Annotated in this window: 14 protein-coding genes; 11 read left to right on the top strand and 3 right to left on the bottom strand. The window is 61.4% G+C overall.

What is annotated here, in order from left to right:
- Positions 1-133 precede the first annotated feature (133 nt).
- From ACNAOU_RS15490 to ACNAOU_RS15465, 6 genes are all read left to right on the top strand, one after another.
- On the top strand, positions 134-1,228 hold the full coding sequence (locus ACNAOU_RS15490) for an ABC transporter ATP-binding protein (RefSeq protein ID WP_039242277.1): 1,095 nt from the start codon (positions 134-136) through the stop codon (positions 1,226-1,228).
- Positions 1,228-1,968 carry an ABC transporter permease gene (locus ACNAOU_RS15485; RefSeq protein ID WP_018776574.1) on the top strand — a complete coding sequence of 247 codons (741 nt, stop codon included), beginning with the start codon at positions 1,228-1,230 and terminating at the stop codon, positions 1,966-1,968. Before ACNAOU_RS15490 ends, ACNAOU_RS15485 begins: the two co-directional genes overlap by 1 nt.
- Positions 1,965-2,714, top strand: a complete 750-nt coding sequence (locus ACNAOU_RS15480; protein ID WP_039242274.1) for an ABC transporter permease — start codon at positions 1,965-1,967, stop codon at positions 2,712-2,714. The genes ACNAOU_RS15485 and ACNAOU_RS15480 overlap by 4 nt, the downstream gene beginning before the upstream one ends.
- Positions 2,711-3,664 carry an ABC transporter substrate-binding protein gene (locus tag ACNAOU_RS15475; protein WP_018776572.1) on the top strand — a complete coding sequence of 318 codons (954 nt, stop codon included), beginning with the start codon at positions 2,711-2,713 and terminating at the stop codon, positions 3,662-3,664. The genes ACNAOU_RS15480 and ACNAOU_RS15475 overlap by 4 nt, the downstream gene beginning before the upstream one ends.
- 120 nt (positions 3,665-3,784) lie before the next feature.
- Entirely contained in the window at positions 3,785-5,005 is a 1,221-nt protein-coding gene (locus ACNAOU_RS15470; RefSeq protein ID WP_018776571.1) for a pyridoxal phosphate-dependent aminotransferase, read from the top strand.
- A gap of 55 nt (positions 5,006-5,060) precedes the next feature.
- On the top strand, positions 5,061-5,915 hold the full coding sequence (locus tag ACNAOU_RS15465; protein WP_039242273.1) for a polyphosphate kinase 2 family protein: 855 nt from the start codon (positions 5,061-5,063) through the stop codon (positions 5,913-5,915).
- Between the two features lie 20 nt (positions 5,916-5,935).
- Here ACNAOU_RS15465 and ACNAOU_RS15460 read toward each other — a convergent pair whose 3' ends face one another.
- Positions 5,936-6,193 (bottom strand): exodeoxyribonuclease VII small subunit, encoded by a 258-nt coding sequence (locus ACNAOU_RS15460; RefSeq protein ID WP_039242271.1) that lies wholly within the window; start codon positions 6,191-6,193, stop codon positions 5,936-5,938.
- A gap of 37 nt (positions 6,194-6,230) precedes the next feature.
- Positions 6,231-7,508, bottom strand: coding sequence for an exodeoxyribonuclease VII large subunit (gene xseA, locus ACNAOU_RS15455; protein ID WP_055971805.1), 1,278 nt, complete (start codon positions 7,506-7,508; stop codon positions 6,231-6,233).
- 181 nt (positions 7,509-7,689) lie between these two features.
- Between xseA and ACNAOU_RS15450 the strand changes: the two genes are divergently transcribed.
- A complete protein-coding gene (locus ACNAOU_RS15450; RefSeq protein ID WP_422757188.1) occupies positions 7,690-8,553 on the top strand; it encodes a hypothetical protein in 864 nt (287 codons plus the stop codon).
- A gap of 24 nt (positions 8,554-8,577) precedes the next feature.
- The gene (locus ACNAOU_RS15445) at positions 8,578-9,663 is read left to right on the top strand and encodes a 4-hydroxy-3-methylbut-2-enyl diphosphate reductase (protein WP_018776566.1); all 1,086 of its coding nucleotides are present in this window, start codon (positions 8,578-8,580) and stop codon (positions 9,661-9,663) included.
- Positions 9,664-9,744: 81 nt separating this feature from the next.
- On the opposite strand, the gene ACNAOU_RS15440 is transcribed toward ACNAOU_RS15445, so the two are convergent.
- Positions 9,745-10,977 carry a DNA recombination protein RmuC gene (locus tag ACNAOU_RS15440; protein ID WP_018776565.1) on the bottom strand — a complete coding sequence of 411 codons (1,233 nt, stop codon included), beginning with the start codon at positions 10,975-10,977 and terminating at the stop codon, positions 9,745-9,747.
- A 112-nt stretch (positions 10,978-11,089) separates the two neighbouring features.
- On the opposite strand from ACNAOU_RS15440, the gene ychF reads away from it, so the two are divergent.
- The 3 genes from ychF to ACNAOU_RS15425 all read left to right on the top strand — a co-directional run bounded on the left by ychF (position 11,090) and on the right by ACNAOU_RS15425 (position 16,942).
- Positions 11,090-12,175 (top strand): redox-regulated ATPase YchF, encoded by a 1,086-nt coding sequence (gene ychF / locus ACNAOU_RS15435; protein WP_026266974.1) that lies wholly within the window; start codon positions 11,090-11,092, stop codon positions 12,173-12,175.
- Positions 12,176-12,331: 156 nt separating this feature from the next.
- Positions 12,332-14,881, top strand: a complete 2,550-nt coding sequence (locus tag ACNAOU_RS15430; protein WP_422757186.1) for a hypothetical protein — start codon at positions 12,332-12,334, stop codon at positions 14,879-14,881.
- 423 nt (positions 14,882-15,304) lie between these two features.
- On the top strand, positions 15,305-16,942 hold the full coding sequence (locus tag ACNAOU_RS15425; RefSeq protein ID WP_018776562.1) for a peptide ABC transporter substrate-binding protein: 1,638 nt from the start codon (positions 15,305-15,307) through the stop codon (positions 16,940-16,942).
- The last annotated feature ends 56 nt before the right edge of the window (positions 16,943-16,998 follow it).

The raw sequence follows: 16,998 nt of genomic DNA, 5'->3' as shown, positions 1-16,998 counted from the left end.
AATCGTGCCGCCGCTGACATCGTCGGTGGTGCTGGCTACGCTGGGTGAAGATTGCTTTGCAGCCAAGTAATAAGAGTGCATATGATCATCAGGCTCTACCGATGTTCTCGACCACAGATAGGTAAGCCCGGGTATGGCCGAAGCCATGATTGAGTTCCAGAGCGTCACCAAGCGATACCAGGGCGGGCAACCGGCGGTGGACGATCTCACCATGTCCATCGACAAAGGTGCCATTACCGTGTTCGTGGGGCCCTCGGGCTGCGGCAAAACCACGTCCCTGCGAATGATCAACCGCATGGTGGAGCCCACCAGCGGGACCATCACCGTGGCCGGTGAGGATGTGTCCCAGGTTCCGGCGGCAAAGCTGCGCCGCTCCATGGGTTACGTCATGCAGTCGTCGGGCCTCTTGCCGCACCGCTCCGTGCTGGACAACATCGCCACCGTCCCGCGGCTTAATGGCGTATCCAAGGCAGCGGCGCGGAAACGCGCGGCGGAACTGCTTGACGTCGTCGGCCTGGCATCGGTTCTCGGGAAGCGTTACCCGAGCCAACTCTCAGGTGGGCAGCAGCAGCGTGTCGGGGTTGCCCGGGCGCTCGCTGCTGATCCGCCCGTCCTGCTCATGGACGAACCGTTCAGCGCAGTGGATCCTGTGGTGCGCGACGAACTCCAGCAGGAGTTGCTGCGCCTGCAACGTGAACTTGCCAAGACCATCGTGTTCGTCACGCACGACATCGACGAAGCCACCGTGCTCGGCGACAAAGTTGCGGTGTTCGCCGTCGGTGGCAAGCTGGCCCAGTACGCCGCGCCGGAGGAAATCCTCAGGGCACCGGCAAACGACTTCGTTGCCTCCTTCGTGGGCCGCGACCGCGGTTTCCGGCACCTCGCCTTCAACGCCGCGGACGCCGTGACCCTGCACCCGGTGACCATGGTCAGCGCCAACGACGGCCACAGTGCCGGGCGTCGCTCGGGGGAATGGGCGCTCGTGGTCGACGAAGACACCCGTCCGCTGGGGTGGTCCTCGCCGCGTGACGGCGCCGGCCTGATCCCCGGCGGATCGCTCTTCCGCAAGGGGGACACGCTGCGTCGCGCCCTGGATGCGGCGTTGTCGTCACCGTCGGGTCTTGGCGTGGCGGTAGACGACGACGGCCGGGTTGCCGGAGTCCTGAAGGCGCCGGAGGTCCTGGCCTTGATCGAGGAAGTCCGGCACCACAGGGAGGACGCCACCTGATGGAGTGGTTCCTTGCCAACAGCGGCATGGTCCTGGGCCTGGCCGGCCAGCACCTGGTTCTCGCGATCATTCCGATGGTCCTTGGACTGCTGATTTCCATTCCCCTGGCCCAGCTGGCCCGGCGGAACAGCACACTCCGTTCGGTAGTGGCTACTGCTACGTCACTGCTTTACACCATTCCTTCGCTTGCCCTGTTCATCATCCTGCCCACCATTCTGGGGACCAGGATTCTGGACCCCCTGAATGTGGTGGTGGCGCTGACCATCTACGCCGTGGCCTTGCTGGTCCGCGCAGCGATGGATGCGTTCGACTCGGTGGACGACGATCTCCGGAACGCCGCCGTTGCCATGGGCTTCAAACCCATGGCCCGTTTCTTCCAAGTAGACCTCCCGTTGTCCCTCCCGGTCATGTTCGCCGGTCTTCGCGTGGTGTCGGTCAGCAATATCTCCCTGGTCAGCGTTGCGGCATTGCTGGGTGTAGGGAACCTTGGATTCCTCTTCACCGACGGACTGCAGCGGACCTTCATCACTGAAGTGGTGGTGGGAATCCTTGCCATCCTGGTCCTGGCCTTGCTGATGGATGCTGTTCTTGTGGTGTTGGAACGACTCCTGACGCCTTGGACCCGTGCAGCCGGTGGCAAGTCTTCGGGAGCTGACGCCACCACCTTGATCACTGAACCCAAGTCCGGTCCTGGCCTGCCGCGTGCAAGCCTTCGGCCCGATACGGGGGCGTCCGGATGAATATTTTCGCTGAAACCATTGCCTGGCTGCTCGACCCCAAGCACTGGACCGGAACCGGCGGGATTCCCACCCGGCTCTTCGAACACCTGCAGTACAGCGCCCTGGTGTTGCTCATTGCGGCCGTGATCGCTATCCCGGTGGGCCTCTTCATCGGGCACACGGGACGTGGCCGGGTTGTGGCTGTCGCTGTGGCCGGCGCGCTCCGGGCGTTGCCTACCCTCGGATTGCTGGTCCTGTTCGCCTTACTCGCCGGCAGCGGCCTGATGCCGCCGGTCTGGGCGCTGGTGATCCTCACCGTGCCGCCACTCCTGGCAGGTACCTATGCCGGTATTTCCAGTGTTGACGCCAACGTCGTTGACGCTGCGAGGGCCGTTGGCATGACCGAACTGCAAATCCTGTTCCGAGTGGAATTGCCCAACGGACTGCAAGTGATGTTCGGCGGTATCCGCACCGCGGTGTTGCAGGTCATTGCCACTGTTTCCGTGGTTGCCTATCTGCCGCTGGGAGGGCTGGGCCGGTACCTGTTCGACGGCCTTGTCCTTCAGGACTTCCCCAGGATGCTGGGCGGCTCGTTGCTTATCGCCGGACTTGCGATCGCCGTGGACCTGATCCTCGCCGGTGTGCAACGGCTTGTCCTCTCACCGGGACTGACCCTCGACTCAAAAGCAAAAGGCAGCCACAAGGCGGCCGAAGATCTCACAGCCACGGCGCCAGCCGGGGCTGCCGTTCAAGGAGGTACACCATGAAGAACCCCGTCCCAATGACCCTTACACGCCGTGGTCTTGGCGGCCTCGCAGCCGGTGTGGGTGTGGCCCTCGCCTTGAGCGCCTGCGGTGGCAGCCCCTTGGCCACCCCTTCCTCGGCGGCGCCCAGTGGCTCTGCCGGAGGCTCCCTGGTAGTGGGCTCCGCTGACTTCCCCGAGAGCCAGGTTATTGCCGAGATCTATGTCGGCGCCCTCAATGCCGCAGGCCTCACGGCTACGTCCAAGCCGAACATCGGTTCGCGCGAGATCTACTTCAAGGCCGTGCAGGACGGGTCCATTGACCTCGTTCCTGACTACTCCGGGAACCTCCTTTCCTTCGTCGACACAGAGGCCGCGGAGGTCTCGGCCGATGATGTCTACAAGGCGCTCCCCGGCAAGCTTCCCGAGGGCCTGGGTGTCCTAGAGGCTTCCAAAGCCGAGGATAAGGACGCGATGGTAGTTACCAAGGCGACGGCCGAGAAGTACCAGCTGAAGTCCATCGAGGACCTGGCCAAGGTGTGCAAGGACTTCACCATGGCTGCCCCGGCCACGTTCGAGACCCGCTCGTACGGTTTCCCCGGTCTGAAGAAGAACTACAACTGCGAACTCAAGGGCCTGCAGCCGTTCAGTGACGGCGGCGGCAACCTGACCCTGCAGGCATTGCTGGAAGACAAGGTCCAGGTGGCCGACATCTACACCACCACGCCGTCCATCGTTGACAACGACCTCGTTGTTCTTGAAGATCCCAAGAACAACTTCAAGGCCCAGCAGGTCCTGCCGCTCTACAACAAGGCAAAGATGACGGACAAGGCCAAGGAAGCACTCAACAACGTCTCCAAAATCCTCACCACCGACGATCTGATCAACCTGAACAGGGCCGTCAGTGGCGACCAGAAGCAGGCACCCAAGGACGCCGCAGCCGCTTGGCTGAAGGACAAGGGCATCGTTAAGTAGCATCCGCATAAAACCGCGTACGACGGCGGTGACGGACCCGCGCGGCTCCGTCACCGCCGTCGTCGTATATGTGAGTTAAGTCTCAGCTGAACTGCATCACCCGTGTGGCATATTTGAGGAATGGCGAAATTCAAGCAGTCCACCAAGCTTCATAATGTCCTCTACGACATCCGTGGACCGATTCTTCAGGCCGCCCAGCAGATGGAGGCGGAGGGTCACAGAATCCTCAAACTGAACATCGGAAACCCGGCCCCGTTTGGTTTTGAAGCGCCTGACGCCATCTTGGTGGACATGATCCGCCACCTCCCGAACGCCCAGGGCTACAGCGATTCCCGCGGTATCTTCTCGGCCCGGACAGCGGTATCGCAGTACTACCAGACCCGTGGCATCCAAAACATCCACGTCGACGACATTTACCTGGGCAACGGAGTCAGTGAACTCATCACCATGTCCCTCATGGCTTTGCTCGAGGACGGCGACGAGGTTCTGATCCCCACCCCGGACTACCCGCTGTGGACGGCCTCGGTTGCACTGGCCGGTGGCCGCCCGGTGCACTATCTCTGCGATGAGGAGTCCGGCTGGCAGCCCGATCTCGACGACCTCGAATCGAAGATCACTCCCCGGACCAAGGGAATCGTGGTGATCAACCCGAACAACCCCACGGGTGCCGTTTACCCGGAGGAGACGCTCAAGAAGATTGTGGCCGTGGCGGAGAAGCACGGCCTGGTGCTTTTCGCCGATGAGATCTACGAAAAGATCTTGTACGAAGACGCCGTGCATGTGAATTTGGCTGGACTGACCGGTGACGACGTCCTGTGCCTGACGTTCAGCGGCCTGTCAAAGGCTTACCGTGTGTGCGGTTACCGTGCCGGGTGGATGGCTATTTCCGGGCCGAAGAAGGACGCTGCGGATTACCTCGAAGGCATCAACCTCCTGGCCAACATGCGCCTGTGTGCCAACGTCCCTGCGCAGCACGCCATCCAGACTGCGCTGGGCGGCTACCAGAGCATCAACGACCTCATCCTGCCCGGCGGCAGGCTGCTGGAACAGCGCAACAAAGCCTACGACCTCCTCAATGCCATCCCGGGAGTCAGCACCCAGCAGGCCCGGGGTGCCTTGTACCTGTTCCCGAAACTGGATCCTGAGGTGTACCACATCAGGGACGACGAAAAGTTTGTCCTTGACCTCCTGAAGGAACAAAAGATCCTGGTTTCCCACGGGCGTGCCTTCAATTGGGTTCGTCCGGACCACTTCCGGATGGTGACCTTGCCCAACGTCAAGGACATCGAAGAAGCGATTGGCCGCATGGCGGACTTCCTGTCGAGGTATCCGGGCAACTAGCCTGAGGTGCATAGCCGCGCCATCGGGGCGCGGCCGGACAGAAGGGTACCGCCACATGGCTGCTGCAGTTGAGTTCGCCAAGAGTCCGGCCGAAGTTCTGAAGGTTGGCCCGGGCTTTTCGCTGGCTGGCGTTGACCCCCAATCCACTCCCGGCTACCCGGGGGCCAAGGCTGACGGCAAGGCGCTGCTTGCCGCCCAGGACGACCGGTTGGCCGGGCTGCAGGAGCAACTCTTCGCCGAGGGCAAGTTCGGCAGCTCCAAACGGCTCCTCCTGATCCTGCAGGCCATGGATACTGCGGGCAAGGGCGGGATTGTGAGCCATGTGGTGGGCGCCATGGACCCACAGGGCGTACACCTGGCCGCTTTCAAGGCACCCACGGAAGAGGAAAAGTCCCACGACTTCCTGTGGCGGATTGAGAAGCAGGCACCTGCTGCGGGCATGGTGGGCGTTTTCGACCGTTCGCATTACGAGGACGTCTTGATCCACCGCGTTCACGCCTGGGCGGATGGCGAGGAACTGGAGCGGCGGTATGCGGCAATCAACGATTTTGAGGCACGCCTTGCAGAGCAGGGCACCACTATCGTCAAGGTCATGCTGAACATCAGCAAGGACGAACAGAAAGAGCGTCTCATCGCCCGGCTTGACGATCCCGCCAAGCACTGGAAGTACAGCCGGGGCGACCTCGCCGAGCGCGCCTACTGGGACGACTACATGGCGGCCTACGACATCGCTTTTGAGAAGACATCAACGGAAGTTGCTCCCTGGCACGTCGTGCCGGCAAACAAGAAGTGGTACGCCAGGATCGCTGTTCAACAGCTGCTGCTGGACGCCCTCGGAGGCCTGGAACTGGACTGGCCCAAGGCCGACTTCGACGTCGCAGCCGAACGCGCTCTGGTGGCAGCCTCCTAGGGCTTCCGTTCCTGCTGGCGTCAGTCGGAGCCGGCGGCAGCTCCGGCGTCGTTCCCTGCGTCGCGGGCGGTAGCCAGGCGCTTGCGGGCGCCTTCCAGCCAGTCCTCGCAGCGTTTTGCAAGGGCCTCGCCGCGTTCCCAGAGGGCCAGGGACTCTTCGAGGCTGGCCCCTCCGGCCTCGAGCCGACTGACGACGGCGACCAGTTGCTCGCGGGCTTCTTCGTAGCTTAGTGAGTCCAGAGGATCGGTCCCGGGAGCTGATGGATTGTTGTCGGTCATGATGTCCTTTGCGTGGGTTTGCAGGGCTGTGGGGAAATCAGGGTTCCAGGATTTCCCCGTGGCCGGCGGAGACGGCCTTGAATCGTCCGTGGGCTACCCGAATGGCGAGTGCAGTCCCGTCCGGAGCTTCATCGGGAGTGCTGACCACATGGTGCCCTGCCTGGTCCTCCCCAACGAGCTGGACAACGGCGTAACCGCGGTCCAAGGTTTTCTGGGGTGACAGTGCCCGGACCTGGGCCCGCAGGTGATGCACTTGGTCCAGTGCCCTCACCACGGCCGTGCTGACCGCTGAATGTGTTCTGCGCTGGAGTCGATGGATATCCTCGGCGCGGGCGTCCACCATGGTTGCCGGGGAGGCAAGGACGGGGCGTGATTTCAGGGAATGAAGCCTGTCCATTTCGCGGTCCACCATGCGACTGATGCCGCGGCGCAGGTGCTCCCTCGCTTGCCGGACCATGGCCAGTTCTTCTGCGACGTCCGGAACGATCCTCTTGGCGGCATCCGTGGGCGTGGAAGCGCGGAGGTCCGCAACATCGTCGAGGATTGGCCTGTCGGCTTCATGGCCGATGGCACTGACCACCGGGGTGCTTGCCGCCGAGACCGCGCGAATAAGGTCCTCGTTGCTGAACGGCAGGAGGTCTTCCAATGCGCCGCCACCACGGGCCAGTACGATGACGTCCACCTGGGGATCGGCATCAAGTTTCTTCAAAGCGGCAATGATCTGGGAAACAGCGGTGTTGCCCTGGACGGCCACCTCCCTGACATCGAACTCCACTGCGGGCCACCGCAGGGCGGCATTACGCATGACATCTTTCTTGGCGTCCGAGTCCCTGCCGGTGATCAGGCCAATGCGGTGGGGGAGCAGCGGCAGCTTCTTCTTCCGGGAATCGGCAAACAGGCCTTCAGCTGCCAAGGCTTGGCGCAGCCTTTCAATTCTCGCGAGCAGGTCACCGAGGCCTACCGGTCTGATGTCCTTGACCGACATGTTCAGGCGCCCGGTTTTGACCCAGAAGTCCGCCTTCACCAGCGCCACCACCCGTGAACCGCGCTCCAACGGAATTTTTTGCCGGTCCAGCACGGTGGACCATACGGAGGCCGGCAGGGAAATCTCGGCGTCGACGTCGCGGAGAGTGAGGAAGGCGTTGCCGCCCCTGCGGTTCATTTCAATGACCTGGCCCTCGATCCACGCCGCCGGTGCACGCTCGATGTGGGCTTTGAGTTTCCGGGACAGCAGTTGCAGAGGCCAGGGATTGTCCGGGCTGGTTTCGGCAGCGGTCCCGGGGAGGGTTGATTCCGGCGTCGCTTCAGCGGACATGGCTGATCCGTGCCTGTCCCGGTCGCTGCGGTTGTGGCTGCATTCTTGTCGTCCTCATTCAGGGGTGCGTCCTTGGATGCCGGCCGCCTTCCAACTCTATCCATAGCTTTACCGCCGGCTCCGACATTTTTCCTATCATGTGGACAGACCTAGGATGGTGGCACTGCCCCCAACCCCAAGGATGACCTTGCGTACTTTTGTCTCAGCAGTTGGAATGGTCCTCGCCGTGCTCCTCACGGCCGTCGCCGTTCCCACCGCGTGGGTGGACCAGAACATCGTCCAGGAAGAAGGGTTTGTCCGTATCGCCGGATCCTTGGGAAATGACCCCGGATTCCAGGGCAGGCTGGCTGCGGCCGCTGTAGGGACCTTTGAGTCCTCAGTGGATCTCCCCGATCCCATTCAGTCGCTGGCCGCCGATGCCCTGCGGAAAGCTGCCTCGGGCATGCAGTCGTGGAGCGACTATCCGAAGGCCTGGGAGGACACTGTCAGGAACAGCCATAAACTCAACTTCGGCACAGTGGACCAAGCCGAGGAAGCCCGTGGCAGTACCGCACTTGTCCTGGACATCGGTCCCATGGTCAGGCTTGTTCGCGACCACTTCGCCGAGGCCACCACTATTCGCATTGATGTTCCGGCCGAGAGCCTGGTATCGCTGGGGCAGCCTTCCCACCGACAACTCGTCGAGCGGGTCGCGACGTTCGCTCCCTTGTGGTGGGTGGCGGCCCTGGGCGCTGTAGTTTCGGCCCTTCTGGCGCTCGTTGCCTCTCGACGCCGTTCCCTGGTTCTGGTGTTCCTCGGACTTGGCGGGCTCGCCCTTGCAGCCATTTGGACTGCCGGGGCTGATCTTGCCGGGGGAGTGGTGGGGAACCTCGACAGCGCCAACGGTGTGGCGGAGCTGTTCAAGGATGAGTTCCTCACTGCGGCCCGCGCCGGCTTCGGGCAATGGGTTGTGATTGCAGCGGTCGTCTCCGGCGTTGTCCTTGTGGTGGGCGTCATAGCAGCTGTGGTCTCAGGGCGACAACGGTCACGTTCTGCCCTGAGCTAAAGGCCGGGCCGGTAGCATGGAGGCATGACCAGCACAGCAGTTTCCATCCCGATGCCAACGGTGCCCCGCAGACGGCGATCTCCGGAAGAGGTACAGGCAGCGGCTCCCGTTACGGGTCCCAAGAAGGTCCTGCTGGCAGCTCCGCGCGGCTACTGTGCCGGTGTCGACAGGGCTGTCATCGCTGTTGAGAAGGCCCTGGAGCACTACGGGCCGCCTGTCTATGTCCGGAAACAGATCGTCCACAATGTCCATGTGGTCAGCTCCCTGGAAGAACAGGGTGCCATTTTCGTGGAGGAAACCGACGAAGTTCCCGAGGGCGCCTTGGTGATCTTCTCGGCGCACGGCGTTTCCCCCGCTGTTGTCCAGTCGGCTGAGGACCGTGGCCTGCGCACCATCGATGCCACCTGCCCCTTGGTCACCAAAGTCCATAAAGAGGCTGTGCGCTTCGCCAAGGAAGACTACGACATCCTGCTCATCGGCCACGAGGGCCACGAGGAAGTCGAAGGTACGGCCGGCGAAGCTCCCGAGCACATCCAGATCATCAACGGCCCCCACGAGGTAGACAAGGTCACCGTCCGTGACCCAGAGAAGACCATCTGGCTTTCGCAGACCACGCTGAGTGTGGACGAGACCATGGAAACGGTCCGTCTGCTGAAGGACCGCTTCCCGACGTTGCAGGATCCGCCCAGCGACGATATCTGCTACGCCACTACCAACCGCCAGGTGGCCATCAAGAAGATCGCCCCGCAGGCCGACCTCGTGATCGTTGTAGGTTCAGCAAACTCCTCCAACTCAGTACGTTTGGTTGAAGTTGCCCTCGAATACGGGGCCAAGAGTTCATATCGCGTCGACTTTGCGAACGAAGTGGACGAGTCCTGGTTCGAAGGCGTGGCTACCGTAGGCGTGACCTCCGGGGCCTCCGTTCCTGAAGTCCTGGTGCAGGACGTCCTGCGACTACTCGCGGACTATGGCTATGGCGAAGTCCAGGAAGTTGTCACGGCAGAGGAAGACCTCCTTTTCTCGCTGCCCAAGGAATTGCGTGCCACGTTGAAGAAGGCAGGCGACGTCACGCGTGCCCTGGGCGGCCGCGGAAACCGCCCCTCATCCTAGGTCTCAAACCCAGACACTGGGATCCGGACACTTTGACCCGTTGCGGGCCGTCTACTAACGGCCCGCAACGGGTCTTTTCAGTCAGGCTGCCGAATCCCGGTCTTCCCTGTTTTCAAGGAGCTCAGGTGCAGCCAGCGCCCTGGGGACGGCTTCCACCGACGGCGGGGCAGTAAGTCCGGCATCGTCCATGGTGTTGAGCTTGCGGGCCGTGGGGAGCACCCGCGCTTCCAAGGTGCCTACCATGGCGTTGTAGCGATCAACTGAGGTCTTGAGAGAGCTTCCCAGCTTGCTGACGTTCTCGCCCAGTGTGCCCATCCGTTCGTACAACTGCTTGGAGAGCTCAAACAGCTCGTGGGCGCTGTCCGTGAGGACATCCTGCCGCCAGGTAAAGGCCACTGATTTGAGGACTGCCAGCAGCGTGCCGGGGGAGGCAAGCACGACGTTCCGGGACAGAGCGTGCTCCAGCAAGGCCGGGTCGGCCTCAAGGGCGGATGCCAGGATCGACTCCGCCGGAAGGAAGCAGATCACCAGCTCGGGGGAGTTACCCGGAATGTCCCAGTACTTCTTGGTTGCCAGTGCATCGATGTGGGCCTTGAGCGCTTTGGCGTGCTGTGCAAGGAGTGTCTTCGAGTCCTGGTTGCTGGCAGGGGCTACCGATTCACCGAAGGCCCCGTCTCCATGCAACTGCTCCTGGGCAGCGAGGTAGGAGGCCAGGGGTACCTTGGCGTCCACCACAAGTTGCTTGCCGCCAGGCAGCTGAACCACGAGGTCCGGCCGCAACGTATTCTCGGTTCTGCCCGAATGCACCTGTTCGTGGAAGTCGACGTGCCGCAGCATCCCTGACGCCTCCACTACGCGCCGAAGTTGCACCTCGCCCCACTGGCCACGCGCGCTGTTGGAACGAAGGGCGGAAGCCAGCGCGTGGGTCGACCTGAGGAGTTGTTCATCGGAGAGGCGTGCGTCCTGCAGCTGTTGGGCAAGCTGTCCGTACTGCTCCACGCGGTCACGCTCCAGCAATGACACCTGCTGCTGTACCGCCGTAAGTTTCTCGGCTACGGGAGCCAACGCCCGCAGAACACTGCCGTCGGAGTTCCTGGCCGCGCTCAACTCGCGGTTCTGCGTAAACAAAAGCCGCCGCTCGGCGTCGGCCGCTGCCAACTGCGCCGTCACCTCCGAAAGCCGCGACGAGACGGCGTCGAAGTCCTCTTCCAAGCCAGCGCCCCGGCGTCGGAAGGCAACGTAGCCGGCAGCGAGACCAACCGCAGCGCCAACCAGCAGCATCAGCAAGGCCAAAACCAATCCAAATCCATCCATAAGGCAACCCTGTCACAGGGGTGCGACAGTTTTAGCGAGGCGGACCGGCAGTACGCGTGCTGACCGTGCAGGGCAAGCGGGGACGGGCTTCCTACGGGTAGAATCAATGCTCGTGGCTCTTACTATTGGCATCGTCGGACTGCCCAACGTCGGCAAATCAACCCTTTTCAACGCACTGACCCGCAATCAGGTGCTCGCTGCGAACTACCCGTTCGCCACGATCGAGCCCAACGTAGGCGTCGTGAACCTGCCTGACCCCCGTCTGGCGAAGCTGGCCGAAATCTTCGGTTCGCAGAAATTGCTGCCCGCTCCCGTGTCTTTCGTGGACATCGCAGGCATCGTGAAGGGCGCGTCCGAAGGCGAAGGCCTGGGCAACAAATTCCTGGCCAACATCCGCGAGGCTGAAGCCATCGCGCAGGTCGTCCGCGTTTTTGACGACCCCGATGTCATCCACGTCGACGGCAAGGTCGACCCGCGCTCCGATATGGAGACCATCAACACCGAGCTGATCCTCGCTGACCTTCAGACCATCGAAAACGCCATTCCGCGCATCGAAAAAGAAGTCAAGATCAAGAAGCGCGATGCCGCAGAGCTGGCAGCCATCAAGGCCGCCCAGACGGTGCTGGAACGTGGCGACACCATCTTCTCCTCCATCAAGAGCGACAAGCTCGAAATGGGCCACCTCAAGGAGCTTGGTCTCCTGACGGCCAAGCCGTTCATCTACGTCTTCAACGCCGACGAAGGCATCCTTGGCGATCCCGCCAAGCAGGAAGAACTGCGCGCCATGGTTGCCCCGGCCGACGCCGTCTTCCTCGACGCGAAGCTCGAATCCGACCTCGTTGAACTGGACGAGGAAGAAGCCCGGGAGATGCTGGAAATGAACGGCCAGTCCGAATCCGGCCTTGACCAACTGGCTCGCGTCGGTTTCCACACGCTCGGCCTGCAGACCTACCTCACCGCCGGTCCCAAGGAAACCCGTGCATGGACCATCCGCCAGGGCGACACCGCGCCCCAGGCAGCAGGTGTGATCCACTCAGACTTCCAGCGCGGTTTCATCAAGGCCGAGGTGGTCTCCTTCGATGACCTCATCGAGGCGGGCTCCATGGCCGAAGCAAAGTCCCGTGGCAAGGTCCGCATCGAAGGCAAAGAGTATGTGATGGCCGACGGCGACGTGGTGGAGTTCCGCTTCAACGTCTAGATTTTAATTGATGGAAATATGCCGCCCCCCGTGAATCGGAGGGCGGCATATTTTTCGTGGTGTCTGCCGGAGCGGTCCGCCGGTTATGACGACCCCATGAATTATGTCTGGCTATGGCACCATGAGCAGTAGAGAAAACAATAGGGGGAAATTGTTATGACCGAACCACATCAACCGACTGCCGCTCCGGACGGGCCGTCGCCGAATACAGTCCCGCACAATGCGGCACCGGACAGCCATTCAGCCATCGGTGCAGAAAGCGGCACCAAAAATATTGGCCCTACCAACGCCGGCCTCAAAACTGGGCCGGTGTCCAGCGTCGTCAGTTCTTTTGACGCAAAGTCGCTGATTCCGGGGGCCCTGGTGGGGGCCATTTCCTATGCAGCCGTTCTCATCACCGCATTTCTCTTCCTGATTCTGGCTCTTATAGGTGTGGCCATCAGCAACGGCGGCAACACCGATCTCCCGTCCAATTCGATGGTTTCCGGCGGTAATAGCAGCAGCATGCCGTCCCCGTGGTCCCTGATGGGTCAGTTGGCCGTTCAATTGGTAGTCATGAGCCAGCTTGGGGCGCTCGGCACGAGCATCGACGCAACATTTCCGTTAGTCGGAAGCGTCCAGGGTTCGGCATCATTCTTTGCCGTTCCACTGTTGTTGACTGCCATCTCAGTTGCAGTCCTGTTCCTTGCCGCACGGATTGCCGCAAAGCGGTCCGAAGCCCACACCACAGCCGGAATCTGGATCGAGGCAGCAACAGCCGGCCTCGTCTTCACCCTCTTGGTCAACGCCTTCGGTGCGATATTTGCCGTGAACCTGCCCATTCCCAATGTGAAGGTCAGCTCGATCGGGGCCGTGACCTTTGGCTCTGTGATTTTTGCGCTGATCCTCGGAACCCTCGCCGCATATTTGGGTCGGATGTCGGGTAAACCGCGCGTCCCGGCCCTTAGTGGGCCGGGTGCCGCAATCGGTCGGGCCTTCGAAGCTGTGGCCGTTCATTATGGTGTATTTCTTGCCATTGCGATTCCCGTCCTGGTAATTGCCATCGGCATTAAGTCCGGATGGCAGGCCTCGCTCTCTTCACCTTTGTGGGCGCCCACCGCAGGCTTTTTCATGTTCGGATTGGGCCACCTGAGTGCCGTTAGCCGCACCTGGAATTCCGGTTCCAGCATGTCTTCGTCGTCTAATTCATCAGGCTCGGATATCAGCTTTGGATTCGGCAATGCGCTCACCCAATTCGGCGTGCCGGGCTGGGCCGGGTGGCTGATGCTTCTCCTGGCATTGGTCTCCGTCGTGGTGGCTTCTGTTTTCTGGTACCTGCGCCGGGGGCCGGTGGTCAGCAACAAGATCACCGACTGGGTCCTGCTTCCCGCTTCTTTCCTGGTGGCCGGGACGTTGATGACGTGGCTCAGTGGCGTAACAGGAACGTTCGACGCCGGGTCACTGGCTTCGGGGGCCGTCAGTATGACGCTGGCGTGGTGGACGCCGTTCATCTTGCTGCTTTGGGGCGGCGCAACGGAAGTTTCAGCCCGTTTCCTGGCGCCACAGTTAAGCAGGTATGTGCCCTTGTCCCTGGCCGGCAGGATCGCTCCCGCCAAGCCTGTCGTTGCTGAACAGGCTGCCACCGCACCTGGTGACGGTCAATCCGTGCCGGCTCCCGCTGCGGCTCACCCGGCCCTGGCACCCAGAGAGCCCATGACTGCCCAAGCGAAGCGCAAGCTTGGTCTGATCCTGGGAGCAGCCGGTCTGGTCGTCGTACTGGTCGTCGGGGCATTCATCGCCGTCGATGTGATCAAGGGCAACAACGGACCAGACAAAGCCGTCGCCGGCTACCTCCAGGCGCTACAGAATGGCGAGGCGTCCAAGGCGATGGCCATCGCCGATCCCGGCGTCGCCACTGACCAGCGAATTCTGCTGACCGATGAGGTCTATTCCAAGGCGGGCAAGCGCATCGACAGGTTTGAGATCGTGTCTACGAATGTCTCAAACGACACAGCCACCGTGGTTGCCGCCATGTACCAGGACGGCCGGAAACAGCAAACGACCTACCGTTTGCATAAGTCCAACCCGGAGTTCTTGGATGATCACTGGGTCATGGACTCCGCGTCTCCCCGGACTTTGCGCATTTCGTCCGACACCCCGGTGAAAACCCTCCTGATCAATGGACAGTCAGTTGATGTCAACCTCTCTGACAGCCGCTCCGTGACGTATCCCGCCTTGCCTGGCGAGTACACGGTAGAGTTGCCGTCCTCGGAGAAGTATCTGTCAGCTCCTAAGCTGACCACGATGGTGACCATCGGCACCGTGTCGACTTCTTCAACGGCCAGCCTGAAGGTGGAAGCTTCAGAAGCATTGAAGTCAGAGGCAATGGCCCAAATCGATGCCTACCTGGCTGAATGTGTGAAGTCCACCGAGGCCCGGCCGGCCAACTGCCCCTTGAACAGCTACAGTTCCTCGCGCTACACAAAGAACTTCCGCTGGGCACTCACCACCAAGCCCACGTTCGTTGTCAGCAAGGGCTACGGCGAAACCCCGTGGCGTGTACGCACGTCGAATCCGGGGAAAGCGACCGTCACTTATGAGAAGGACAACTCATATGGTTTCGGGACGCCGGATTGGAAGACCACAACGGACACCACCTCAGTATCACTGAGCGCCAACATCAGCCTGGATGGCGGCAAGGTAAAGGTGTCGTTCAACGACTACTAGGATCCATAAATTGAGGCCCTTCCCGGTTCGCCGGGAGGGGCCTCAACAGTATGAAGAACTTTAAGGTTCAAGGAAAGCCAACGGGAACAGCTGGCACGGAGCTGCCGTTGCCATTGACCCAGCCCATCCATCGGGCGAAAGATGAAGCCGAGACGGGGTTGTTTCTGCGCCTGAAAAACGTCCTGTCCTGCTGTCAGACAGCGAATGCTACCACCGGGTAGTGTTTGACTTGAAATTCCCGCCGTTTTAGGCATGTGGAGGTTGCGGAACGGTTACAGTTTGGCCAGCATGTTCCAACATTCGGACGCAATGTGGGTAGGCTTACACTCACATGTAGGCAACGTCACAGTAGGAATCTGTGCCTTGCCTTGGGGGAACCTACCAAAATTCCCCTGATCAACTTCCCGACTCATAGGAGGCGGAATGCGTTTCTCGCGCACTTCCAAAGCTCTAGGCGTAGCGGCGGTCATCGCCCTCGCAATGACCGGTTGCGGCGGCGGCGGCAACAACGACTCCGGCGCATCCGGCGGTAACCCCAACAAGGTCATCATCGCTGACGGTTCAGAACCGCAGCGGCCGCTGATGCCGGCAGATATCAACGAGGTCGGCGGCGGAAAGATCGCAACGCTGATCTTCTCCGGGCTCGTTAGCTACGACCCCTCCGGCAAGCCGGTCAATGAACTGGCCGAGTCCATTGAGGCACCTGACGCGCAGAACTTCACCATCAAGATCAAGAAGGATCAGAAGTTCACCAACGGCGACGCCATCACGGCCAAGACGTTTGTTGACTCCTGGAACTATGGTGCAGCAGCGAAGAACGCTCAGCTGAGCGCAACCTTCTTCGAAAGCATCAAGGGCTACGACGAAACCAGTGCCAAGGGTTCCACCGTCGACACCATGTCCGGCTTGAAAGTTGTGGATGACACCACCTTCACGGTCGAACTCAAGCAGCCTGAGTCGGACTGGCCGTTGCGACTCGGCTACACCGCCTTCATGCCGGTCCCTGCCGCAGCACTCGCGGACCCGAAGACGTACGGCGAGAAGCCGGTAGGCAACGGTCCGTACAAGATGGCTGAGAACGGTTGGCAGCACAACGTGCAGATCCAGCTCGTTCCGAACGCCGACTACAACGGTCCCCGTAAGGCCAAGAACGGTGGCGTGACGTTCAAGATCTTCCAGAACGATGACGCCGCCTACCAGGATCTCCTGGGCAACAACCTGGACATCCTCCAGACGATCCCCACGAGCGCCCTCGCGAACTTCAAGACCGACCTCGGCGATCGCTTCATCGAGAAGCCGTATGCCGGTAACCAGACCATCGCCATTCCCGAGTACCTCCCCGAGTGGAGCGGAGAAGCGGGCAAGCTGCGCCGCCAGGCAATCTCCATGGCCATGAACCGTGAAGAGATCACCAAGGTAATCTTCAGCGGTGGCCGTCAGCCTGCCAAGGACTTCACGGCACCGGTTCTGGACGGCTACAGCGACAGCATCCCGGGCTCCGACAACCTCAAGTTCGATGCTGCCAAGGCCAAGGATCTGTGGGCCAAGGCCGACGCCATTCAGAAGTGGGACCCGAACACGGTCTTCACCATTGCGTACAACGCTGACAAGGGCGGCCACAAGGCTTGGGTTGAGGCCGTTACCAACCAGCTGAAGAACAACCTTGGTATCAAGGCTGAGGGTCTTCCGTTCGCTACCTTCAAGGAAGCCCGCGACCTTGCAACGTCCGGTAAGTTGACCGGTTCGATCCGTGCAGGTTGGCAGGCAGACTACCCGTCGCTGTACAACTTCCTGGGACCGATCTACAAGACCGGCGCAGGCTCGAACGATGCCCGCTACGAGAACCCCGCCTTTGACAAGGCCATCTCTGACGGACTCTCGGCCCCCTCGGTTGCAGAAGGCAACAAGGCCATGAACAAGGCCCAGGAGATCCTTCTGCAGGACCTCCCGGCTATCCCGCTGTGGTACCAGGTATCGCAGGGTGGCTGGAGCACCGGCGTCTCGAATGTTGACTACGGATGGGACGGCGTCCCGCTGTACTACAACATCACTGGCAAGTAAATAACGATCGGCGGCGGGGGCGCTCTAGAGGCGCTACCGCCGCCGTATCGCGTTGC

It is taken from the genome of Paenarthrobacter sp. C1 (assembly GCF_049315185.1).
In the GTDB taxonomy this organism is placed as follows: Bacteria; Actinomycetota; Actinomycetes; order Actinomycetales; family Micrococcaceae; genus Arthrobacter; species Arthrobacter nicotinovorans.
This window is presented reverse-complemented; position numbering and strand designations above follow the sequence as displayed.